At 62.6% G+C, this 23,617-nt stretch carries 21 protein-coding genes; 15 read left to right on the top strand and 6 right to left on the bottom strand.

What is annotated here, in order from left to right; all coding sequences use genetic code 11:
• The first annotated feature begins 326 nt into the window (after positions 1-326).
• Together ACK3SC_RS03210 and ACK3SC_RS03205 are read left to right on the top strand one after the other, a co-directional pair.
• The gene (locus ACK3SC_RS03210; protein ID WP_416838674.1) at positions 327-917 is read left to right on the top strand and encodes a 50S ribosomal protein L15e; all 591 of its coding nucleotides are present in this window, start codon (positions 327-329) and stop codon (positions 915-917) included.
• Between the two features lie 163 nt (positions 918-1,080).
• Positions 1,081-1,314: a hypothetical protein gene (locus ACK3SC_RS03205; RefSeq protein ID WP_416838673.1), complete on the top strand. Its 234-nt coding sequence runs from the start codon at positions 1,081-1,083 to the stop codon at positions 1,312-1,314.
• Positions 1,315-1,358: 44 nt separating this feature from the next.
• Here the strand turns inward: ACK3SC_RS03205 and ACK3SC_RS03200 are convergent, their stop codons facing one another.
• Positions 1,359-1,709 (bottom strand): rhodanese-like domain-containing protein, encoded by a 351-nt coding sequence (locus ACK3SC_RS03200; protein WP_416839931.1) that lies wholly within the window; start codon positions 1,707-1,709, stop codon positions 1,359-1,361.
• A gap of 149 nt (positions 1,710-1,858) precedes the next feature.
• Between ACK3SC_RS03200 and ubaA the strand changes: the two genes are divergently transcribed.
• Positions 1,859-2,671, top strand: coding sequence for an SAMP-activating enzyme E1 (gene ubaA, locus ACK3SC_RS03195; RefSeq protein ID WP_416838672.1), 813 nt, complete (start codon positions 1,859-1,861; stop codon positions 2,669-2,671).
• 73 nt (positions 2,672-2,744) lie between these two features.
• Here ubaA and ACK3SC_RS03190 read toward each other — a convergent pair whose 3' ends face one another.
• The gene (locus tag ACK3SC_RS03190; protein WP_416838671.1) at positions 2,745-4,442 is read right to left on the bottom strand and encodes a methyl-accepting chemotaxis protein; all 1,698 of its coding nucleotides are present in this window, start codon (positions 4,440-4,442) and stop codon (positions 2,745-2,747) included.
• A 281-nt stretch (positions 4,443-4,723) separates the two neighbouring features.
• On the opposite strand from ACK3SC_RS03190, the gene mutS reads away from it, so the two are divergent.
• The 6 genes from mutS (at position 4,724) to ACK3SC_RS03160 (ending at position 13,100) form a co-directional block, all read left to right on the top strand.
• Positions 4,724-7,447: a DNA mismatch repair protein MutS gene (gene mutS / locus ACK3SC_RS03185; RefSeq protein ID WP_416838670.1), complete on the top strand. Its 2,724-nt coding sequence runs from the start codon at positions 4,724-4,726 to the stop codon at positions 7,445-7,447.
• On the top strand, positions 7,444-9,567 hold the full coding sequence (gene mutL, locus ACK3SC_RS03180) for a DNA mismatch repair endonuclease MutL (RefSeq protein WP_416838669.1): 2,124 nt from the start codon (positions 7,444-7,446) through the stop codon (positions 9,565-9,567). Before mutS ends, mutL begins: the two co-directional genes overlap by 4 nt.
• Positions 9,568-9,594: 27 nt before the next feature.
• Complete coding sequence (locus ACK3SC_RS03175) at positions 9,595-9,897, top strand: hypothetical protein (protein WP_416838668.1); 303 nt, start codon at positions 9,595-9,597, stop codon at positions 9,895-9,897.
• Between the two features lie 126 nt (positions 9,898-10,023).
• Positions 10,024-10,980, top strand: coding sequence for a bifunctional 2-dehydro-3-deoxygluconokinase/2-dehydro-3-deoxygalactonokinase (gene kdgK1, locus ACK3SC_RS03170; RefSeq protein WP_416838667.1), 957 nt, complete (start codon positions 10,024-10,026; stop codon positions 10,978-10,980).
• Positions 10,981-11,113: 133 nt separating this feature from the next.
• Positions 11,114-12,310: a PGF-CTERM sorting domain-containing protein gene (locus tag ACK3SC_RS03165; protein ID WP_416838666.1), complete on the top strand. Its 1,197-nt coding sequence runs from the start codon at positions 11,114-11,116 to the stop codon at positions 12,308-12,310.
• A 118-nt stretch (positions 12,311-12,428) separates the two neighbouring features.
• Entirely contained in the window at positions 12,429-13,100 is a 672-nt protein-coding gene (locus ACK3SC_RS03160; protein WP_416838665.1) for a DUF6663 family protein, read from the top strand.
• Between the two features lie 247 nt (positions 13,101-13,347).
• Here the strand turns inward: ACK3SC_RS03160 and ACK3SC_RS03155 are convergent, their stop codons facing one another.
• On the bottom strand, positions 13,348-14,316 hold the full coding sequence (locus ACK3SC_RS03155) for a C-terminal binding protein (RefSeq protein WP_416838664.1): 969 nt from the start codon (positions 14,314-14,316) through the stop codon (positions 13,348-13,350).
• Between the two features lie 107 nt (positions 14,317-14,423).
• Positions 14,424-14,921, bottom strand: a complete 498-nt coding sequence (locus tag ACK3SC_RS03150) for an ArsR family transcriptional regulator (RefSeq protein ID WP_416838663.1) — start codon at positions 14,919-14,921, stop codon at positions 14,424-14,426.
• A 245-nt stretch (positions 14,922-15,166) separates the two neighbouring features.
• Here ACK3SC_RS03150 and ACK3SC_RS03145 point away from each other — a divergent pair, with 245 nt between their 5' ends.
• On the top strand, positions 15,167-15,592 hold the full coding sequence (locus ACK3SC_RS03145) for a CopG family ribbon-helix-helix protein (RefSeq protein ID WP_416838662.1): 426 nt from the start codon (positions 15,167-15,169) through the stop codon (positions 15,590-15,592).
• A 1-nt stretch (position 15,593) separates the two neighbouring features.
• The gene (locus ACK3SC_RS03140) at positions 15,594-15,854 is read left to right on the top strand and encodes a glutaredoxin family protein (protein ID WP_416838661.1); all 261 of its coding nucleotides are present in this window, start codon (positions 15,594-15,596) and stop codon (positions 15,852-15,854) included.
• 3 nt (positions 15,855-15,857) lie between these two features.
• Here the strand turns inward: ACK3SC_RS03140 and ACK3SC_RS03135 are convergent, their stop codons facing one another.
• Both ACK3SC_RS03135 and ACK3SC_RS03130 read right to left on the bottom strand, forming a co-directional pair.
• The gene (locus ACK3SC_RS03135; protein WP_416838660.1) at positions 15,858-17,102 is read right to left on the bottom strand and encodes a lysylphosphatidylglycerol synthase transmembrane domain-containing protein; all 1,245 of its coding nucleotides are present in this window, start codon (positions 17,100-17,102) and stop codon (positions 15,858-15,860) included.
• A gap of 21 nt (positions 17,103-17,123) precedes the next feature.
• Complete coding sequence (locus ACK3SC_RS03130; RefSeq protein WP_416838659.1) at positions 17,124-18,356, bottom strand: CBS domain-containing protein; 1,233 nt, start codon at positions 18,354-18,356, stop codon at positions 17,124-17,126.
• Between the two features lie 109 nt (positions 18,357-18,465).
• Between ACK3SC_RS03130 and ACK3SC_RS03125 the strand changes: the two genes are divergently transcribed.
• From ACK3SC_RS03125 to acnA, 4 genes are all read left to right on the top strand, one after another.
• On the top strand, positions 18,466-19,893 hold the full coding sequence (locus tag ACK3SC_RS03125; RefSeq protein WP_416838658.1) for an RtcB family protein: 1,428 nt from the start codon (positions 18,466-18,468) through the stop codon (positions 19,891-19,893).
• 89 nt (positions 19,894-19,982) lie between these two features.
• The gene (locus ACK3SC_RS03120; protein ID WP_416838657.1) at positions 19,983-20,402 is read left to right on the top strand and encodes a hypothetical protein; all 420 of its coding nucleotides are present in this window, start codon (positions 19,983-19,985) and stop codon (positions 20,400-20,402) included.
• Positions 20,403-20,414: 12 nt separating this feature from the next.
• On the top strand, positions 20,415-20,600 hold the full coding sequence (locus ACK3SC_RS03115) for a hypothetical protein (RefSeq protein ID WP_416838656.1): 186 nt from the start codon (positions 20,415-20,417) through the stop codon (positions 20,598-20,600).
• Positions 20,601-20,787: 187 nt separating this feature from the next.
• Complete coding sequence (gene acnA, locus ACK3SC_RS03110; protein WP_416838654.1) at positions 20,788-23,568, top strand: aconitate hydratase AcnA; 2,781 nt, start codon at positions 20,788-20,790, stop codon at positions 23,566-23,568.
• Positions 23,569-23,617 lie beyond the last annotated feature (49 nt).

Raw genomic sequence — 23,617 nt, 5'->3', positions numbered from 1 at the left:
CTCACTGCGTGCATCGAAGAAAGCACACTCGGTCAGGAGTACAGTACGTCGATTCAAAACATAACCATTGCTAACACATGTCAATATCCGTGCCAGACAGCTATCGGCCCGGACACGGGTCGAGCGGCAGTCGCCTGTGAGAGAAGCCGTGTGTCCCGTCCACACACCCGCTCACAATCCGAAGTTCTTAACCCTCCCCTGTTGGTAGTTCCGCCAACTCGCTGGCACGCGGGCCCGCCAGTGGGCACCCGTCACGAACGGGACGAAATGTGGTCTCCGGGAAATCTCCCGCACGACTGAATCGCAAGCGCCCGCGGTGATATACAATGGCACGAAGCTTCTATTCCCACATCAAGGAAGCGTGGAAGAACCCGAAGGAAGGCAAACTGGCCGAACTCCAGTGGCAGCGCAAACAGGAGTGGCGCAACCAGGGCGCAATCGAGCGCATCGAGCGACCCACCCGCCTCGACAAGGCGCGTGAACTCGGCTACAAGGCCAAGCAAGGCATCGTCGTGGTTCGCGTCTCCGTCCGCAAGGGTGGCGCACGCAAGCAGCGACACAAGGCTGGCCGCCGTTCGAAGCGCCAGGGTGTCAACCGCATCGGCCGCCGCAAGTCCATCCCACGCATCGCAGAGGAACGCGCCTCGCGCAAGTACCCCAACATGCGTGTGCTGAACTCCTACGGCGTCGGACAGGACGGCTCCCAGAAGTGGCAGGAAGTCATCCTCATCGACCCCGAGCACCCCGCAATCCAGAACGACGACGACCTCAACTGGATCTGCGACGACGTCCACGACGGCCGCGCCTTCCGCGGTCTGACCAACGCGGGCAAGAAGAACCGCGGCCTCCAGAACCGTGGCAAGGGTACGGAACACGTCCGTCCCTCCATCAACGCCGGTAACCGCCGCGGCAAGTAACGCCCCGCGCACCGCACAATCTTCTCTCTTTATCGACTGCTGAGCGGCGGTGCTGGCGAATCGATGAGTCACCGCACGGACCACACCTACCACATGCCTGTTCGACGCGACTGCTCACTCGACAGACATTTTTTACCCGGACGGCAATATCCGGGTATAACTGATGGTGTATCAACCAGACCCGGCAGTTCTGTTCTTCGGTGTCGCACTGCTGGGTGCGCTCTGGGTCTACCGCGATGCGAAACGGCGTGAGATGGACACCGCAGACATGTGGGCTGTCGGCTTTTTCATCGGATTCGTCCTCCTCCCACTTCTCGGCGGAATCGCCGTGCTGGCATTCTACTTCCGCAATCGGAATCGACGACGAGGATACCCAGTCTCCGCTCCCGAGACGTAGCAACAGAGAACTCAAACAGAATCAGTCGTCCGCTCGTGTGGGAGTCAGAACGGCGACGACGGCCCGAGGTCAGCGTCGCCTCCGATTCCGCGTTCGACCTCGCCAGACCACCCATCGAACCCGCCGCGGAGACTGGTCACGTCTGCGTCGACGTTCTCGTCGAGGATGGCAGCGACGCGTCGCGAACTCTCTCCGACGTAGCAGGAGACGACAACTTCGTCGGGCCACGTCCGCTCGAATATCTCCGGACCGAGCGTCGCAGACGGGAGGTTCTCCGACCCGGGGATGTGACCCGATGCGTACGACGATGGGTCTCTGATATCGACGAGCGCAATCTCGCACTCGTCGTCGGCCAGTTTCTCGCGCAGTTCGTCCGGCGTCGTCTCGACGACCATATCGGTGTTCGTGGGCCCAAGCGGCAAGTGTTCGTCGCTTTCGAGAGACGATGTAGACACCGAGCGGTTCGTCGCCACTGTGGACGTACTGGCGGCGTCACTGACCGCTGTGCCGCGGGTTTATTCGGTGGCAACGCTAACGTCGGGATATGACACTCGCACTCGACGCCACCCAACTCGACCGGTATTCGAGACACATCATCATGGACGAAGTCGGTCCAGAAGGCCAAGAGCGACTGCTCTCTTCGCGCGTCGTCGTCGTCGGTGCGGGCGGCCTCGGGTCACCAGTCATCCAGTATCTCGCCGCCGTCGGTGTCGGTGAGCTGGTCGTCGTCGACGACGACGTCGTCGAGCGGAGCAACCTCCAGCGACAGGTCATCCACCACGACGGCGATGTGGGTGTCCCGAAAGCCGAAAGTGCCGCAGACTTCGTCCACAACCTCAATCCAGACGTTCACGTCGACGCAGTCCAAGCACGCGTCGACAAGTCGAACGTTCACGAACTCGTCGACGGGGCGGACGTGGTTGTCGACGCCTCGGACAACTTCCCGACGCGATATCTCCTCAACGACACCTGTCGATTCGAGGGAATCCCGCTCGTCCACGGGGCGATATACAAGTTCGAAGGACAGGTGACGACACTCCTGCCAGACGGACCGTGTTACCGGTGTCTGTTCCCCGAAGCACCCGAACCGGGGACGGTTCCGGACTGTGCGACGACGGGTGTCATCGGCGTCCTCCCCGGAACTGTCGGGTGTATTCAGGCGACCGAGGCGGTGAAAGTCGTCCTCGACGTGGGGAAAGTCCTCGACGGCCGACTCATGTTCTACGACGCGATGGACATGACCTTCGAGACGGTTCCGTACCGTCAGAATCCCTCCTGTCCGGTCTGTGGCGAGGGTGGCGTGGACTCCATCGCCGACATCGACTACGTCGAAAGTTGCGCCATCAGTATCGAGTGACGCGGACAGTGTAACTGAGAACGGAACTCGAACTTTCGAGAGGAGAGGGACCTACTGTGGAGCGATGTCGTCGTTAGCGGCCGAAGCGAAAGCCACCGTCTGTGTCGCCATCGCGCTCGACAATCGAGTCGCGGGGGAGCGAGGAACCGCCGTCGGTCCGTGGTTCACCGCCAGGTGACTGCTCCCCACCGTCAGTCGCCGCGTGGAGTTGGTCCAACTGCTCCAGTTCGTCGACTGCGCTCGCTTCGCCGCCGACGAGTTCGTCGACCTGTCCTGCGAGGGCGTCGAGTGCCACGGTCTGTTCGGACGTGGCGTCGGTAATCTCGGCCGTCGCTTCCTCCGCAGAGCGAGCGTGGTCCTGTGCGAGTTGAATCGTCGTCGTGACTTCTTCGATGTTCGTCGCCTGCGAGTCAGTCGCGCGTGCGACTTCCGTGATGCCGTTGGCCGCCGAGTCGGCCGCGTCGGCGATTTCGGTCAGCGACGAGAGGACGTCCGAAATCTCGCCGGAGGCGACCTGAATCTGCTCGTGGGACTGCTCGGAGGCCGTCACCGTCTCGTCTGCCTGCTCTTGAATCTCGTCGATGCTGTCTGCAATCTCTTCTGTGTGCTCGTGGGTCTGATTGGCGAGTTGTTTGACCTCGTTGGCGACGACCGAGAAGCCTTCACCCGCTTCGCCTGCACGGGCCGCTTCGATGTTCGCGTTGAGCGCGAGCAAGTTCGTTCGGTCTGCGACTTCCGCGATGACTTCGACGACTTCTTCGATCGCGCCCATCCGCTGTTGGAGTTCCATCACGCTGTCGAGCAACTCGTCGGAGATGTCGATGACGTGGTCGGTCGCCGTTCGGATGCTCTGGCCCGCCTCACGGCCGTTCTCTGCGGCCGTCTGTGCCTGGCCCGCCGCCGACGCAACCTCGTCTGAGGTGGCCGCAATCTCTTCCATACTCGCCGAGAGGTCTTGCATCTCTTCGGACCCTTTCGAGAGCAACTCCGCTTGCTCTGTGACCTGCGACTCGATGTCGTCTGCGGCAGTCGCCGCGCGCCGAATCGAGTTTCCGAGGTCCGCCGTCGACCCGTCGACTTCGGTTGCGAGCCGTTCGAACCGCTCTGCCATCTGATTGAGGTCGGTGACGACAGACCGCGTCTCGTCGGTGAGGATGCCCTGGTCGGCAAACTCGGCACGGACCGAGAGGTCGCCGTTCGTCAGCCCAGAAACCGTCCTCGACACTTCGTCGACGAGTTCCGCAGACGCCTGTTGTTCGGCCACGACGTCGGTTTGGTCGTGGACTGTCTCGACGACACCAACGAGTTCGTCACCGTCGAAGAGCGGTTGTGCGGTGAACGCGATGTGCCGGTCGAGACCGTTTCGGTCGGTCATCGTGCTCGTATCACGGTAGAGATAGCGTTCGGCGTCGACGACGTCGAGGCCGTGTTTCTCCGCGGCAGTGCGTGGCGAATCGAGCACTTTGTCTGCGAGGGTCTTCGCCCGACGGCCGTCGGGGTAGAACAGTTCGCTCACGTGTTCAGACCCGAGCGCCTCGTCCGGCGACGCGCCCGTCAATTTGGTAATCGGTGCGTTCCACGCGGTGACTCGGTGGTCGGCGTCGAGGACGAACACCGGTGTCCCAACGCCATCGAGTAAGTCACCGACGTGAAGCTGTCGTGCTGCAGTAGCAGCAACTGTTGCACTCTCGTCTGTCTGTACGCCGCCATCAGCACGTGCCCGAGCCCCGGTCCCCGGGACCAGCGCCGCGAGTCGCGAAAGCAGGTCCATGTATGGGTTTCTCGAACAAGGAGTTCATAACCCTACTGCACAGAGTATCACGATTGATATCTGTAAACTATCAACTGAGGGGTTCAGGAGAGTGTGTCGCAGATGCGTATCAATCGAGATATCGGGAGTCGATATCCACCGCAACGACACCATAGAAGACGGTTGTCGAGAGTGATAGACCACAGACTCCGCATCGTTGCAACGTCTGGTCTCCGTGTCACCGGGGCGTCCGCGCAAGTACCATCGTAGCGTTTTATCCGCCCGCCCTCCCACGTGCGCACATGACTACTCAGGGAATCGTCGGCCAGTTCCTCTCGTTAAAAGAGGAGACCGACGCCGACCTGCTCGCCATGCAGTGCGGTGACTTCTACGAGTTTTTCGGTGACGACGCCGAGACGGTCGGGCGCGAACTCGACCTCAAGGTGTCCCAGAAGTCCTCGCACGGGTCGTCGTACCCGATGGCGGGCGTGCCGTTGAACGACCTGACGCCCTACCTCAAGGCGCTGGTCGAACACGGCTATCGGGTCGCCGTCGCCGACCAGTACGAGACGGAATCGGGTGAGTTCGGCCGACGCATCACGCGCGTCGTCACACCGGGGACGCTCCTCGAAACCTCACGGGCTGACGCACAGTTCCTCGCCGCCGTCGTGACCGGGGCAGACGGCGTCGGCCTCGCGTTCGCAGATATCACCACCGGGCAGTTCCTCGTCACTGAGTCCGCGACCGTCGAGGACGCCGCGGCCGAACTCTACCGCTTCGCACCGGTCGAAGTGCTCCCCGGGCCGGACCTCCGCGCGGACGACGAGACACTCTCGCGGCTCCGCGAAGCGACTGACGCCTCGTTCTCGTTGTTCTCTGCGGAGGCGTTCGCACCGGGTCGTGCCCGGCACGCAGTTCGCGAGCAGTTTGGGAAATCCACCGTCGAGAGCGTCGGCCTCGACTCCGAACTGGCGACACAGGCGGCGGGCGGCATCCTCGCGTACGTCGAAGAGACGGGCGCTGGCGTCCTGCGGTCGATGACGCGCCTCCGCGTCTACCACCCGAGCGATTTGCTCGAACTCGACGCGACCACGCAGCGAAATCTCGAACTCACCGAGACGATGCACGGCGACCGCTCGGGGTCGCTCTTCGACACTATCGACCACACGATGACATCGCCCGGTGGCCGTCTCCTGCGAGAGTGGTTGACTCGCCCGCGACGTGACCACACCAGACTCTCACACCGACTGGACGCCGTCGAAGCGCTCGCGTCCGCCGCTCTCGCTCGCGAACGCGTCCGCGAAGTACTCGATGGAGCCTACGACCTCGAACGACTCGCCTCTCGTGCCGCGTCGGGCACTGCCGGCGCGTCCGACCTGCTTTCTGTCCGCGACACACTCGAGATCCTTCCCGCGCTCACAGACGCCATCGAAGGCACGGAACTGGCCAGTTCCCCACTGGCCGACGTCGTTTCGCGACCTGACAGAGAGGCCGCGGCGTCGCTGCACGCAGAACTCGCCGATGCACTCGCTGACGACCCGCCGAAGACGGTCACGCAAGGCGGCCTGTTCCAGAAAGGCTACGACGACGAACTCGACGAACTCATCGAGCGACACGACGACGTGAAATCGTGGCTCGACACGCTCGCCCAGCGTGAAAAGCGCCAACACGGCCTCTCGCACGTCACGGTCGACCGGAACAAGACCGACGGCTACTACATTCAGGTCGGCAAATCCGTCGCCGACCAGGTTCCCGACCACTACCGGCAGATAAAGACGCTCAAGAACTCCAAGCGGTTCGTCACCGAAGAGCTAGAAACGAAAGAACGCGACGTGCTTCGACTCGAAGAGGCCCGTGGCGACCTCGAATACGACCTGTTTCAGGACCTCCGCGAGCGCGTTGCGACCCACGCTGAACTCCTCCAAGACGTTGGGCGGACCATCGCAGAGGTCGACACGCTCGCGTCGCTCGCGACCCACGCGGCCGGAAACGGGTGGACGCGTCCGGAACTCACCGAACCGGGACCGCTGCACATCGAGGCGGGTCGCCACCCTGTCGTCGAGCGCACCACCGACTTCGTCCCGAATGACTTGCACATGGACCGCGAGCGTGGATTCCTCATCGTCACCGGCCCGAACATGTCGGGGAAATCGACGTACATGCGGCAGGCCGCGCTCATTACCCTCCTCGCACAGGTGGGGAGTTTCGTCCCCGCGCAGTCGGCAACCATCGGCGTCGTCGACGGCATCTACACCCGCGTCGGCGCACTGGACGAACTCGCACAGGGCCGTTCGACGTTCATGGTCGAGATGCAGGAACTCTCGAACATCCTCCACTCTGCCACCGAAGATTCGCTCGTCATCCTCGACGAAGTCGGCCGCGGAACCGCCACCTACGACGGCATCTCCATCGCGTGGGCGGCCACCGAATATCTCCACAACGAGGTGCGCGCGAAGACGCTCTTCGCGACCCACTACCACGAACTCACAGGTCTCGCCGACCACCTCGACAGAGTGGCGAACGTCCACGTCGCGGCGGACGAGCGAGACGGCGACGTGACCTTCCTTCGGACCGTCGTCGATGGCCCGACCGACCGAAGTTACGGGATTCACGTCGCCGACCTCGCGGGCGTTCCGCGACCCGTCGTGGACCGCGCTTCAGATGTGCTCGACCGACTCCGCGACGAGAAGGCAATCGAGGCCAGAGGCTCCGGGTCGTCCGAACCGGTCCAAGCAGTCTTCGACGTTGGAAGCGGCCAGATGAACGTCGCAACCGGCGGAGACAGTGGGAGTCCCGCGAACGGTACGGCCCAGGACGGCACGGCCAAAAACGGCGAGGCCGACACCGGTTCCAACCCAGACCCAGAACCAGCACTCGACCCCGAAATGGAGGCCGTTCTCGACGAACTCAAATCGACCGACGTGAACGCAACCTCGCCGATAGACCTGATGGCGAAGGTGCAGGCGTGGCAGTCGAAGTTGGACGGTGGAAAACTGGAAGGCAGTCAGTCGGAGGGTAACCGATGACGAACATCACGCAACTCGACGCGAAGACAATCGACCGCATCGCTGCCGGCGAGGTCGTCGAACGTCCCGCATCGGTGGTCAAAGAACTGTTCGAGAACAGTCTCGACGCGGACGCGACGCGCGTCTCTGTCGCCGTCGAATCCGGCGGCACCGAAGGCATCCGCATCCGCGACGACGGCGTGGGCATGACCGACGAAGAACTCGAACTCTGCGTCCGCGAGCACACGACGAGCAAGATTAGCGACATCGAGGACCTCGAAGCGGGTATCGGGACGCTCGGATTCCGGGGCGAGGCGCTCCACACCATCGGTGCCGTCTCGCGGATGACCATCCGGTCGAAACCCCGCGGCGGCGACGTGGGAACCGAACTCCGCTACGAAGGCGGCGAGGTTGAAGATGTTCGCCCCGCTGGCTGTCCCGAAGGAACTGTCGTCGAAGTCGACGACCTGTTCTATAACACACCCGCTCGCCGGAAGTTCCTGAAGACGACGGCGACGGAGTTCGACCACGTCAACACCGTCGTCACCCACTACGCACTGGCCAACCCGGATATCGCCGTCTCGCTCGACCACGACGACAGAGAGGTGTTCGCCACCGAGGGCCGCGGCGACCTCCAATCGACCGTCCTCTCGGTGTACGGTCGCGAAGTCGCCGAGTCGATGGTGCCTGTCGAACACGACGCCGCAGGAATCTCGGTCAGCGGCCTCGTCAGCCACCCCGAGACGACCCGAAGCACTCGCGACTATCTCTCGACGTTCGTCAACGGTCGCTACGTCACCGACCGAACGCTTCGAGAGGCCGTTCTCGACGCCTACGGCGGGCAACTCGACGCCGACCGCTACCCCTTCGCCGTCCTCTTCGTGGACGTCGCACCCGACGCCGTGGACGTGAACGTCCACCCGCGCAAGATGGAGGTCCGGTGGGACGAAGAGTCGCAGGTCAAACGAGACGTGACTGAGGCCGTCGAAGAAGCCCTTTTGAACAACGGTCTCGTTCGCTCGTCGGCCCCCCGTGGCCTCTCGAAAGCCGACGAGACGCCGGTCACGCCCGGCGATACTGAGGAGTCTGACCCGCACGACGTGCGTGAGGTTGCTGGCGATACCGAAGGCGGGTTCGACCGACCGACGGTGCGAGACGTGCAATCGACCCGTGAGGACCGACACGTCGCCGCCGATTCGAGCGACTCTCACTCGTCGCAGTCCGATTCGTCGCAGTCGTCACCTCCGCGGTCGTCAACCTCGGCGTCGTCCGCACCAACCTCGACCCCACCGACGCCGCCGCGCGAATACGACCTCGCGCCGGGTCCGGAGACGACAGAACAGTCGTCGTTTGACGGTGACAGCGATGCCACTGGTTCGCCTGACGGCGCGTCGTCGAGCGCTTCCACACCAACTGCCACGGGTGACGACAGTACCACCGAGTCACCGCGACGCATCGCCGCCCCGACGACACAGCGTGACCTTTCGGGCGACGAAGCGTCGCTGACTCCCGATTTCGACTCGTTGCCGTCGATGCGAATCCTGGGCCAACTCCTCGACACCTACATCGTCGCCGAGACGAGTGCGGGACTGGTCCTCGTCGACCAGCACGCCGCCGACGAGCGTGTGAACTACGAACGACTGAAAGGTGAGGTCGAAGGCGACACACCGACGCAGGCGCTGGCGGACCCTGTCGAACTCGAACTGACGGCGCGCGAGGCGGCGCTGTTCGAAGAGTACCGCGAAGCGCTGGCGCAAGTCGGGTTCCACGCAGGGCGGACGGACGACCGAACCGTCTCTGTTCGGACCGTTCCAGCCGTCTTCGACGCCGCGCTCGACCCGGGACTCGTCCGCGATGCGCTGACGGCGTTCGTCCGCGAAGAAGCCGACGGCGGCCAGCAGACAGTCGACGCCGTCGCTGACGACCTGCTGGCAGACCTCGCGTGCTATCCCTCGATCACCGGCAACACGTCGCTCCGCGAAGGCTCGGTCCTCGACCTGCTCTCGGCGCTCGACGACTGCGACAACCCCTACGCCTGCCCGCACGGCCGACCGGTCATCATCGAGTTCGACCGCGAGGAGATAGAAGCGCGATTCGAACGCGACTATCCCGGTCACGGTGGCCGACGCGCAGAGGATTAAAGTCGGAACACAGAGAGGTGGGTAGCGATGAACCCACTCGTCTTCTTGGGCATCCTCTTCGGGCCCCTCGTTCTCGTGGTTTCGTATCTCCTTACAGCGGCGACTGGGCCGGGCGTTCCCCCGTGGGCAGACATGGCCGGTAGCACGATTCGACTCTACGGGACGGCGCTGGCAGTCGTCGTCGGGCCGGTCGCGCTCCATCTCGACCGACTCACGCTCGCTCGACACGACGACTGGGTGCCTTCTCCTATTTATTACCTCGTGGCCGTGCCGTTCCTGAGCGTCCCCATCGCAGTTATCTATCTCGTCCAGCGATTCACGTCGGTCTGAGAGTCGGAACCCGTGCGTCCCGAGAGACGACGACCCGTCAGTGTGCAGTCAGCCACTGACCGGTGAGCAGTCGCGTCATTCGACACCAACGCCGGAGGTTTATACCGCGCCGACGAACCCCCGTCCATGACAGCCCTCGTGACCTTCGGTGAGACGATGCTTCGCCTATCGCCGCCGCGTGGCGAGCGACTCGAAACCGCGCGCGAACTCGAAGTGCAGGCGGGCGGCGCAGAGAGTAACGTCGCCGTCGCGGCAGCGCGACTCGGCCACGACACTGCGTGGTTCTCGAAGCTTCCGAACTCCCCACTCGGTCGCCGCGTCGTCGGCGAACTCCAGAGTCACGGCGTCGACACCGACGGCGTCGTCTGGGACGACGAGCACCGACAGGGCCTCTACTATCTCGAACACGGTGTCTCCCCTCGACCGACGAACGTCGTCTACGACCGGGCAGATGCCGCGGTGACGACGCTCGAGACGAGCGAAACCGACCTCGACGCGGTTCGCGACGCGGAAATCTGCTACACGAGCGGAATCACACCCGCACTCTCGGAGACGCTTCGAGAGACCACCATCGACGTACTCGCCGCGGCGCAAGAGGCCGGGACAACGACGGCGTTCGACCTGAACTATCGGTCGAAACTCTGGACGCCCGAAGACGCGGCCGACGCCTACCGCGACCTGTTCGGCTCCATCGACGTGCTGTTTGCGGCCAAACGAGACGCCGAAACGGTGCTCGGGCGCGACGGCGACGCCGAATCTATCGCCCGCGGACTCGCCGCCGACTTCGACTTCGAGACGGTCGTCGTCACTCGTGGCGTGGCGGGGTCGCTGGCATTCACCGACGGCGAAGTGTACGAACAGGGCGTCTACGAGGCCGAAACCCACGATGCCATCGGAACTGGTGACGCGTTCGTCGGCGGATTCCTCGCGAAGCGACTCGACGGCGGCGACGTTGCCGAGTCGCTCCGGTGGGCCGCCGCCACGGCGTCGTTCAAGCGAACGATCGAGGGTGACGTCGCAGTCGTGACGCCCGACGACATCGAACGTGTCGTCGCAGACGAAGGTGACGGCATCTCTCGGTGACCGATTCAATATTACGACAACCGCACACAACTGTTTCCGCGATTTTCGCCCATTATTCCCGGATTGGAGGACTGTGGTACCATGCAACAACCAAAAGATATTCAATAGAGTGTGAACTTGCGGCACAAGTGCAATGAAGCGAATTGCAGTGGTCCTCGCAGTACTGTTGGTGACGGCGGCCGTCCCGGTCGGGTCGGTCACCGCCCAGCAGTCTAACACAGACGCATCGGCGTACGCAGGAACGCACGTCTCGTTCGACACCGAGGCGAACGCCCTGACGAACTACACGGTCGACGGCACGACCGTCGTCGAGTCGGTCGAGACGTCGTCGAAGGCTGACGCCAGCGTCGGCCTCGACGTGGCGCTCTCTGCCGTCACCGACATCGACGCGAGTGGACTCTCACTCAGCTCGACGAGTGAGACGAACGCCACAGTGTCGGCCGAAAGCGGTGCGACCCTCCGCGCTCACGACAACCCGAAAGGGACGCTCGTCGTCGCCGCCGGTGACGAGTCGCAGTACGTGACCGCGAACCTGAGCGCAGACGCGTCGGCCGAACAGGAAGGCGACTCGCGCGTGGTCGTCGAGAACGACGGTCGGCAGGGCGCGTTCATCGTCGTCGGCGACGGGTCTGTGACCGTCAACGACGATGGAAACGTCACCGCAGACCTGAGCGAAGACGCTCGTCTCGTCTTCCGCAGTTACTCCGGTGAGCGAACTGACGACGACAAACAGACCGAGGAACTCATCGCCAGCGGTGAGGCGGCCGCTGAAGTGTACGTGATGCAGGAAGGCGGCGAGACGACGATGGACGCCGTCCACTACGGCGAAAACACCACCGTCGAGATGACCGAACAGACCGAAGAGACGGTCACCGTGACCATCGACCGGTCGGTCAATCAGGGAACTGTCGTCGTGACCTCCGTCTCCGAGGAAGCACTCGAAGCGACTGACAACCTCTCGGTGATGGTCGACGGTGAGGCCGCGATGAAAGCCGAGAGCTACACCGAACTCCAGTCCGCCGCGAACGGCGGTGACACCTCGAAGTATCTCGTCCAGGAGACGAGCGCCGAGGGTGAGGCGAACGTCCTCGTCGCCGTGAACCACTTCTCCGAGCGGCAGGTCACGATGTCGGGTGACGATTCGTCGTCCACGTCGGGTGAGTCTTCCGAGACGGAAAGCGACACGGACGCAACCGAATCGGACGAGACGACGTCCGGTGAGGAAGCAGCAGACACGACGACGTCGTCGACGAGTGCGCCCGGATTCGGTGCCGGACTGACAGTCGTCGCACTCGCTGGCGCGGCCCTCATCGCCCGTCGTCGAGCCTAACACCCTGCCGCCGCTCAGTCTCATCGTGATGGACTGAGCAGATGGCAGCGACCCCCATTTTCGTGGTGCCGATTGTTCGACCGGCAGGTGTATTTTCGTCCACCCAGTAGCCGACGGTATGGAGGTCACGACGGCCGGCCGATTCCGCGTCTATCGCAGTCCACGGGAGCAAGACGAGTTGCTCTTACTCGAACGCCCCGACGAGGCCGTCGATTGGACCGACCCGGCGGCAGCGACGATGGCGGACGACGCGTTCTCTCCGACCTACGTCCAGCAGACCGGGTACGACGGGTCGCTCGCAGAGTCAGTCTCGGCGCTCGAACCGGGGAACGAAATCGAGGCGACGTTGACGTGGGACGACGGCACCCCGCGATTCGCCACGGTGTCGGTCGTCGACCGGACTCGGTTCCGGTTCGTCGGGGCGGCAACCGGTTTGTTCGAGGCCGCACGCGAGACGTGGCGCGCGATTCCCGACGGCGACGCAATCGGGTCGCGAGTCACATACGGCACCGATGGCGACCCGAACGCCGTCCTCTACGTCTTCGCGAAGCAACCCGGCGCGCGCGACCTGTTCGAAGAGTTCTCAGACGGCGTCTTGCCGCTCGACCCACTACTCGGTCGTCTCGCAGACGAAACGGAGGGTGCAGAAGCAGCGGGTGAGGGTACGATTCCTGACGCACCCCGCGAAGTGTTCGTGATTCGCCCGCTCGACGAAGCGTTCGTCCTCGTCGCCATCGCGTTCGACCGAGACGGCCTGTTCGCGCAGACGATGCGCGAGACGTACTGTTGAGTCGGTGTGGCGCTCGCTCTCGCGTCACGTGGAATCGGCTTCTCTCGACACTCGCGACCCACATTCAGCACACCGATAGACTACCCGCCAGCCACCACCGGTTTCGTATCGTCGCCGAACGGAGTTTCTCGCGCCGCACTCGGGACAGACCGACGGCAAATCGTCGGATTCGACCATGACTGGAGTTGTGTCGGGGGTGACCTAAGTGTCTGCCCGCCCACAGCACGCGGCGCTCTGGGTCGACCGCTCAGTTCCAACTCGGTTCGACGCGCGCAGTCGGTTCCTCACCCGCGAAGACGCGCTTGATATCGGACGCAGTCTGTTCGTTCACCTCGGCTTTCGCTTCGACCGAACACCACGCAGCGTGTGGTGAGAGGACGACGGTGTCCAGTTCGCGAAGCGGCGAGTCTGCCGAGAGGGGTTCTTCTTCGAACACGTCGAGTCCGGCCGATGCGATGTCGCCCGCGCGAAGCGCCTCGACGAGCGCAGCTTCGTCGATGACCTCGCCGCGTCCTGTGTTCACCACGATTGCGTCGTCGGACAGGGCGTCGAAGGCGTCGGCGTCGACCATCCCGCGTGTCTCGGGCGTGGCAGGAGCGTTCACCGAGAGGTAGTCCGAGCGAGCGTACAGTTCGTCGAGTGTGACGCGTTCGATACCGAGGTCGTCGAGGAGTTCGTCGTCGACGTACGGGTCGTACGCGACCAGTTCGAGGCCGAATCCACGACAGAGTGCTGCGGTGCGCTGGGCAATCGCCCCGAACGAGAGGAATCCGAGCGTTCGACCCTTCATTCGGTGGAGGTCACGACCGGGTGTCGCTGGCCACTCTCCTGCCCGCACTGTCCGGTCGTACGTGGGCGTCGCTCTGATACACGAGAGGAGGAGGGCAACGCTGTGCGTCGCGACTTCGTCGGTGCAGTACGACGGGACGTTCGTGACGGTGACGCCGTGGTCTGTGGCCGCTTCGACGTCGATGTTGTCGTATCCGACGGCAGCACGCGCGACGACAGACAGGTCGAGTCGAGAGAGCGCCTCGGCGGTGACCGGTGTGTTGATGTCGGTGACGACGGCGTCCGCGTCGGCCAGCTCACAGGCCTCGACGAGTGCTTCTTCGGAGCCGAGGCATGCGACGTGTATCTCGGCGACGTCCCCGAGCACACGTCGCTGGTGGTCGGGGTCCACCATATGAAAGTCGCTCACGACGACAGAATAACTCATATTCGGGTAAACGATTCTGACGGAGCTACTTGACTGTGTCCCGGATTCCCAGTGGGCAACGACGCTGAACGACGATGAGAGATGCGCTCTCGGCTACTTCGCGTGGACTATCGCTCTTGGGACCACCGCTGGTAGAGACTCGACCCACCGATGATAGCGAAGACGAGTGCAGCGAGGATGGAGGCGCCCACAGAAGAGATGAGGGGAACGTCGACGGCGACAGCAACCATGAGGACGAGGCCGAGTGCCGAGAGCGTCGCGTAGAACTCACTCCACGAGAGTTCGCCCTCGGGGACGACTTCCATGTAGACGGTGACGTCGCCCGCTTCCGCCAGCGACACCTCCTTGGACTGTTCGTCGTACTCGACGATGTCGAGTTCGTCGAGTTTCGGGATGTGTGTCTGCTGGAGTGAGACGTACGCGCTCTGTCGGATGTTTCGTGGTGGTGGCGACTCACCGGTCTCTGCTTCTGCGATTCGCTCGGCGAGTTCACGGAGGGTCATGTTGCCATCTTGGAGGAACTCGATCGCCATCCGGCGGCGGTCGTTACTCAGTACCTCGTGAATTCGCGTTTCGGATAGTTCGGTGTCAGGTGATGTCGCCATACGAGGTGTCGATTGTTTCGTGACTGGTCGCTTCTCCTATATCAACAGTTCGCCTCTGTTATCTCTGGTGAAAACGGTCATAGATGCCGAGTCACTGATAACAGGGTAGGAGGCATGCTGTACAGGTGCAATAGTCTCTCTACGACAAAAGGAGACGACCCATTGACAAGAAGATGCTGCATCACTCGACGCGTGATTGGCGGACGATGCCAATCTTTATTAATTTGTGATACCCGATTTAATATATGACCGTCGTCAGCGTCTCCATGCCGGAGGAACTGCTGGAGCGCATCGACTCGTTCGCCGGAGAGCACGGCTACACCGGGCGAAGCGAAGTCGTCAGGGAGGCATCGCGAAATCTCCTCGGAGAGTTCGAAGACAAGCGACTCGAAGACCGGGAGTTGATGGCCGTCGTCACCGTCATCTTCGACTACGAGACGACGAGCGTCGAAGAGCGGATGATGGGACTTCGCCACGAGTACGAAGGACTCGTCAAGTCCAACTTCCACAACCACGTCGGCAACCACTACTGCATGGAACTGTTCGTCCTCGAAGGGCAACTGACCGACATCTCGACGTTCGTCGGGAAGATTCGGGCGACGCGCGACACGCTCAGTGTCGACTACTCCGTGATGCCCATCGACGAGTTCACGGGAATCGTCGAGGAGTAGCGTGAGCGCCCCCGTCTCCATCGTCGTCTACACTAGAGCGCAGTGTCACCTCTGCGACGAGGCAGAAGCGACCATCCGCGAGGTGGCCGCAGACGAGGACGTTCCTGTAGATATCGAACTCGTAGACGTGGATACGGACGACGAACTCCGCGACCAGTACGGTGAGCGGGTCCCCTACGTCTACGTCGATGGCCGACCAGCGTTCAAATTCCGCGTCGACCCCGACCAGTTACGAGCGAAGTTGGCCGCAGCGTCGCCCTGAGCGTCAGCGATTCGCTGCTATCGTGAAGATTGCCCAGAGCACCGCGAATCCGAGCACACCGAGTCCTACATCCTGGGCGAGGTGGACGACAGCGTCTGTGGGTTCGACGAAGAGCGCTCGCGTGTGAACGACGACGATGAGCGCGACCGAGATACTGCCGGCGAGGACGAACGCGGCGACTGTCGCTTGCCGTGTCCGTCGGGGGTCGGCAGCGCCGTGCGTAGAAAAGAGGAATCCACCGGTAGCGACTGCACCGAGTGCGGTCGGTATCCAGTACACGGTTCCACGGTAGATGAGTGCCGTCCCGGTTGCGAGCGGCCACGAGACACCCATCACCGCCACGAGGAGCCACGACAAGACGACTTCAGCGCTTCCGATTCCGCCCGGCGTCGGAACGAGTCCGCTCACCGTGGCCAGCGGAATGACGACGAGCACGAGCACCAGCGGTTGCGCGGTGCCGAGGGCGTCCAGCGCAGTCCAGAGCGCCGCTGCCACCGAGATTTGCCCGAACACTGCGAGTGCGAAGACGGCAGCGAGTCGCCAGCGGTCCCCCGCCAGTACGTCCACAGTGGCGACGAACCGCTCGACTCGCTTCGCGACGGTTCCGGGTGGCGGCGACGAGATTCCCGGAATCACCCGACCAACACCGGCGGCGAGTCGTTCGAGTGCGTTCCCGACAATCGGTTCGAGGTCGTGTCGTGCGACCCAGAGAATCGCACCTCCACCGAGAAAGACCACTGTGGCGGCCGCGACGACGAGACCCATCTCTCGAACTCCCTCGTCGGAGACGAGGCGTGCAGTGTACCCGACGGCCGCCAGCACCCCCAGCGTGAGTGACGCGAGGCGCACGAAGACGTTGAGGCTGCCGACGGCCGCAAAGGCGCTCTCGTAGTCGATATCAGCGTCCCACGCGACGAGGAGGCTACTCACTGGTGTCCCTCCGGACTGACCGAACGGCGTGACGGCGTTGACGAACCCCGTCGCTGCGAAGAGGAGTGTCGCCCGCCAGAATCCGACCTGAACGCCGATTCGACGCAGTATCAGCCAGAGTCCCGCACCCCAGAGGACTATCGGAACGAGGCCGAGTACGACCAGCGAGGCGAGGTGTTGCGGCGAAACAGACCGGACGGCGTCGACGACGTCGCTCACGCCGACGACCCAGAGGTAGATGCCAAACCCACCGAGTGCGAGAACGATGCCGGTCGCAGTGCGCCACGCGTTCCGCGTCTGAACCGAGTTCGAACTCATCTGCCGGGCCAGTTCTCGGTGTCAGCGACGCGGCGGTGCAGTGAGCCACCAGCCGAACACTTTCGACCAGTATTCGTCGGGGTCGGATGGCGGTTTCTTGGTTTCGTCGTGTGTCTTCCCTTCGAGCAACTGGCGTTCGACGATGTTCCGCGCGAGATGGAGCGCGTGTGATGCACCGTATCCCTCGCCCGTTCCGACGAAGTGGCCCTTGTCGGTGAACAGCCGAATTCTGGCCATGATGAGCGGCGTGCCACGGAGTTTCTCGTCGTGTTTGTGCAGGTAGACGTGTGCTTCGAGTATCGTGAGACCGCCGTACTTGTCGGCGAACCCTTCGACCATCTCCACGACTTCCTCACGCGAGATGTCGTCCAGCAGATCGACGTTAGTAATCTGAACCGGCAGTCTCGACTCACCGGTCCACGTCAACGATTCGAGCACGTCTGTCTTCGTGACGATACCCGATGGCTCGTCTTCTCGGAGGACGATGAGCGAGGAGACGCCTTCGGCCAGCATCCGTTCGACGGCGTGGTCGAGTCCCTCGTTCGGGAGGGCCGTCGCGACAGGTTCGCTCATCACGTCGACGACGGGCAAGTCGAGCATTCGTTCGAGTTCACCCGCTCTGTCTCCCATCCCACCGGGCGACCGAAATCCGGGGCCGGCGTCGCCGCTTGAAACGTCGAACCCACCCGATGACCCACCGGACGGTTTGCTCACCGTTCGGGTCGTGAAATCGAGGATATCGTACAGGCTGACGACACCGACCACGGAGTCGTTTTCGACGACTGGAAGGTGTGTGATTCCGTGTTCGCGGAACGTGTTGAGCGCCTCACCGAACGTCGCCTCGCGGCCGACGCTGACGAGCGAGTCGGAGTAGACGTCTTCGACAGTGAGGACGCCGAGGAACTTCGTCACCTCCTCTAAGATTCGGTCTGTGGAGACGGTTCCGTACAGGTCGTCGCCGTCGAAGACAGGAAGCACCTCGCTCCGGCTGGCGAGGATGAGACGTGCGACACGCCGAACGTCCTCGTCACGCTCGACCGTTGCGGGGTGCCAGAGGATGCTCCGTGCCTTTGCGTCCGGGTCGCGGTGGGTGACGTTCATCTGGCGCAGCGTAACCATACCGAGATACTCGTCGTCGTCGACGACCACGATGGCCTTCGTGCCCGTCTCTTGGAACATTCCCTGAAGCTTAGAAACACGCGTCTCAGGGCTGACTGTCGGAAAATCTCTCTCGACGAGATTCGAGATGTCCATGTCCATCCTACGCCGGATGAGATGTTGAATGTTGTCAGTACAGTAAGGTGAGTGTCCTATTGGACGGACTTATGCGACTTGTTATCATAGTTCTATCCAGTGGTGGTCGATGGTGGAACTCGTCAAACTCGAAGAGAACGTGTACGAAATCGAACGAACAGGGCCGATGAACGTCCCCGCGCGTGTCTACGGGTCCGAGACGCTCATCGAGGAGATGCTAGAAGAGGGTGACCTCACGCTCTCGCAGGTTCGGAACGTGGCGACGTTGCCGGGTATCCAGCGATTCGCGCTCGTCTTACCCGACGGGCATCAGGGATACGGATTTCCCATCGGCGGCGTTGCCGCGGTGGATATCGACGACGGTGTCATCAGTCCGGGTGGAATCGGGTTCGACATCAACTGCGGCGTCCGACTCCTCAGAACTGGCCTGTCGTACAAAGATATCGCGGGCGAGGCGTCGATTCTCGCCGACAGACTGTATCAAACGATACCGACAGGTCTCGGCAAGGGTGGCTATCTCCGGACGGACATCTCCGACGTGCGCGGCATCCTCGAATCGGGGATGGAGTGGATGGTCGACCACGGCCACGCGACGGAAGCCGATATGGAACACTGCGAAGAAAACGGCTCACTCCCGGGAAACCCGAACGCGGTTCCAACCGAGGCGCTCAAGCGCGGTGTCAATCAAGTGGGGTCGCTCGGGTCCGGCAACCACTTCCTCGAAGTTCAGCGCGTCACCGACGTGTACGACTCGGAGACTGCGGCGGCGTTCGGGATCGACACCGATGACATCGTCGTCATGATTCACTCTGGGTCGCGAGGACTCGGTCACCAGACGTGTTCGCACTTCATCCGGCAGTTCGAGCGTGAGTATTCGGACCTCGTGGCGTCGCTCCCGGACAAACAACTCGTCTACGCCCCACTCGGTGACCCGCTCGCGGAGACATACTGGCGAGCGATGAACGCCGCCGCCAACTTCGCGTGGGCGAATCGACAGGCGATGACGCAGGCGGTCCGCGAGGTGTTCGAGGCGCTCTTCGAGGAGACGGACGTCGAAGTCGTCTACGACGTCTGCCACAACATCGCCAAAGAAGAGCGACACACCGTCCGCGGGCGGGAGAAATCACTCCTCGTGCACCGAAAAGGAGCGACACGCGCGTTCCCTGCAGGTCACCCAGACGTTCCGGAGGCGTACCGAGACGTCGGCCAACCCGTCTTCATCCCGGGGAGTATGGGGTCTCACTCGTACGTGCTGGCCGGTGGGCACCGCTCACTGGACCTGAGTTTCGGGTCGACTGCCCACGGTGCCGGGCGGCTGAAGTCGAGGACGCAAGCGAAATCCGAGTACACCGCCGGAGAACTCCAGAAGGCGCTCCGTGCCCGCGGAATCTACGTCCGTGCACACTCTGGTGGCACCCTGACAGAAGAGGCTCCGGGTGCGTACAAAGACATCGACGAAGTCGCCCGCGTCAGCGACGCGCTGGGAATCGGGACGAAAGTGGCTCGAACCGCTCCGATTGCAAACATCAAAGGGTGAGCAAAATCAGACGGCGACTCGCGCGGGTGTACGGATTCGACCCGATTTGTGGGCGTACTCATATCACCTCGGCGCACGAGTATACACCCATGGAAGCTGACAGACAACTCCTCAAACAGGCCCGAGAGCAACTCGACGGGTGGACCTACACGGCGCGTGACCGGACGTACCGTGAACTGTTCAATGGCGACAGCGCCGTCGTCACGAGCGAGGAGCGTCACCTTCTCGACCACATCGACGAAGAACTCGCCAGCGAAGGCGACGACGGTATCTGGGGTGTCGACGAGTACGATATCGTCATGGGTCACCCGAAAAACCACCCGTTGTCTGTCGTCTGCACCCGCCATCCCCAGATTCCAGTGGAGTGGTCACGCGGAGAGGAGAGTCTGACCGAAGCGGAGCGAGAACAGTTCAACGACCTGCTGTGGGACTACTGCGAACGCGTCCGACGACACATCCAGGACGAAGTAAACGAGTTCGTGGGCGTCGCGAGCGTCCCCGAAGAGTAAACTGTCAGCCCGATGCGCGTCATTCACCCACCAGAACGACGCCCCTGTTACCAGTGTGGTGAGCGGTCGAACGTCGTGGTCGCCCGGGGCCACGAGATGTGGTACAGTTGCTGGGACTGCTCTGCTGCTCTTCTGGAACACGGCGGCCTCATCGTCGCCGGAGACCTCAGCGCTCGGCGGCGTCGGCGGCAGTCGTAGTCGAAATCGCACCCGGGGGATACGGAGCTAGTATATATCAGGTGTTGTTCAGATACATATCAAATGGGTGTTTCTTTGCCCGTCGAACCTCGTGAAACTGTCCCACCGGCAGGGCCTCGTAGCTCACCGACTTGCCCCCATTTCTGAGGTCACCGATTCAAGGCCAATGAGTTCGTAAGGGAAAACAATGGTAGATTCCGATCCATTCGGTGCGATCCGAGAACTCGAACGCGGAGATACCACCTACAAGATGGCGGACCTGACCGTCCTCGAAGAACAGGGACTCTGTGAACTCGACAAACTCCCGGTGAGCATTCGAATCCTCCTCGAATCCGTCCTCAGAAACGTCGACGGCGACATCATCACCGAAGACGACGTGCGGAACGCGGCGTCGTGGGAACCCGACGTGCCGAACGTCGAAGTTCCGTTCACGCCGTCTCGCGTCGTGTTACAGGACTTGACCGGCGTGCCAGCAGTCGTCGACCTCGCCGCACTTCGGTCTGCGGCAAACAGAGCAGGAAAAGACCCCAAAGTCGTCGAACCCGAAGTGCCGTGTGACCTCGTCATCGACCACAGCGTGCAGGTCGACTACTTCGGGACCGGCGACGCCTACGAGAAGAACGTCGAACTCGAGTACGAGCGCAACTCCGAGCGGTATAAAGCGCTCAAGTGGGCACAGAACGCCTTCGACAACTTCAGCGTCGTGCCGCCGGGGACGGGCATCGTCCACCAGGTGAACCTCGAACACCTCGGACGGGTCGTCCACGACCGACAGTGGCGCGACGACCAGTGGCTCTTACCCGACACACTCGTCGGAACCGACAGCCACACGCCCATGATTGGCGGTATCGGCGTCGTCGGGTGGGGCGTCGGTGGTATCGAAGCCGAAGCAGCGATGCTCGGCCAGCCGATTACGATGAAACTCCCCGAAGTCGTCGGCGTCAAACTCGAAGGCGACCTCCCAGAAGGTGCGACGGCGACTGACCTCGTTCTCCACGTCACCGAACAACTCCGCGAAGTCGGCGTGGTCGACCGCTTCGTCGAGTTCTTCGGCCCCGGGGTTCAGAACCTCTCGGTGCCCGACCGGGCGACCATCTCCAACATGGCACCCGAACAGGGGTCGACCATCAGTATGTTCCCGGTCGACGAGGCGACACTCGACTATCTCGAACTCACCGGCCGCGACCCGGACCACATCGAACTCGTCCGCGAGTATCTCGAATCGCAGGGACTGTTCGGCGAGCAACACCCCGAGTACACAGAGACAGTCGAAGTCGACCTCTCCGTCGTCGAACCGAGTCTCGCCGGCCCCAAGCGTCCGCAGGACCGCGTCCCGATGGGTGACATGAAGACGCACTTCCGCGGACTCGTCCACGGCGAGTTCGAAGACCACCTTGACGACTACGACGAATACGAACTCCAGCAGTGGTTGGGCGAAGGTGGACACACCGACGGCGGCACTGCTGCTGTCACAGAAAACGCCAACCTCAACCCGCTGACGAAGCGCGTCACCGTCAAGATGGACGACGGAACCGAAGCCAAAATCGGCCACGGAAGCGTCGTCGTCAGCGCCATCACGAGTTGTACGAACACGTCGAATCCGTCGGTGATGCTTGCGGCAGGTCTCCTCGCACGCAACGCAGTCGAGAAGGGTCTCGACGTCCCCGACTACGTCAAGACGAGTCTCGCACCGGGTAGCCGAGTCGTCACGGAGTACCTGAAGAAAGCCGAACTCCTCCCGTACCTCGAAGACCTCGGCTACGACGTCGTCGGATACGGCTGTACGACCTGTATCGGCAACGCCGGCCCGCTTCCCGAACCCATCGAGAACGCCATCGACGAACACAATCTGTGGACGACGAGCGTCCTCAGTGGGAACCGCAACTTCGAGGCGCGCATCCACCCGAAGATTCGCGCAAACTACCTCGCGAGTCCGCCACTCGTCGTGGCGTACGGCCTCGCCGGACGGATGGATATCGACCTCGAGAACGACCCGCTCGGAACCGACAAGAACGGCGAACCCGTCTACCTCGCAGATATCTGGCCGGACACCGACGAAATCAAACAGACCATCCACGACAGCGTCGAACCGTCGATGTTCCGCGAGAAGTACGCCTCCGTGTTCGAAGGCGACGAGCGCTGGGAAGCGCTCGAAGCCCCGACTGGCGACGTCTACGAGTGGGACGACGAGTCAACCTACATCCGCGAACCGCCGTTCTTCAAGGACTTCCCGCTGGACGAACCCGGTGTCTCGGACATCGAAGACGCCCGCTGTCTCCTGACACTCGGCGACACCGTGACGACCGACCACATCAGTCCCGCAGGACCGTTCGGGTCCAGACTCCCGGCAGGCCAGTGGCTCATGGACCACGGCGTCGACCCTGTCGATTTCAACACCTACGGCTCTCGCCGCGGCAACCACGAAGTCATGATGCGCGGGACGTTCGCAAACGTCCGCATCGAGAACCAGATGCTCGACGACGTGGAAGGTGGCTACACCATCCACCACCCAACAGGCGAAGAGACGACTGTCTTCGAAGCGAGCGGACGCTACCGCGACGAAGGAACCCCGCTCGTCGTCCTCTCGGGCGTCGAGTTCGGGACCGGCTCGAGTCGTGACTGGGCGGCCAAAGGAACCGACCTCCTCGGCGTCCGGGCGACCATCGCAGAGAGTTACGAGCGTATCTACCGCGACAATCTCGTCGGCATGGGCGTCTTGCCACTGCAGTTCGAAGACGGTGATTCGTGGAAGTCGCTCGGCCTCGATGGCTCCGAGTACTTCGACATTCAGGGCCTCGACGATGGCCTCGAAGTCAACGACGAACTCCACATCGTCGCGACGAAAGACGACGGAACGGAAATCGAGTTCGACGTGACCGCACAGGTCGGCACGCCCGCCGCAGTGAAGTACGTCGAAAACGGTGGCATCCTCCACTTCGTCCTGCGCCGTCTGCTGACGCAGAACTGAACAGGGGTGCGGCGGGTCTCACCGACTCGTTCAACTTGGGTATCGTCTA

Origin of the sequence: Haloferax sp. DFSO52 (assembly GCF_048158745.1) — an archaeon.
In the GTDB taxonomy this organism is placed as follows: Archaea; Halobacteriota; Halobacteria; order Halobacteriales; family Haloferacaceae; genus Haloferax.
This window is presented reverse-complemented; position numbering and strand designations above follow the sequence as displayed.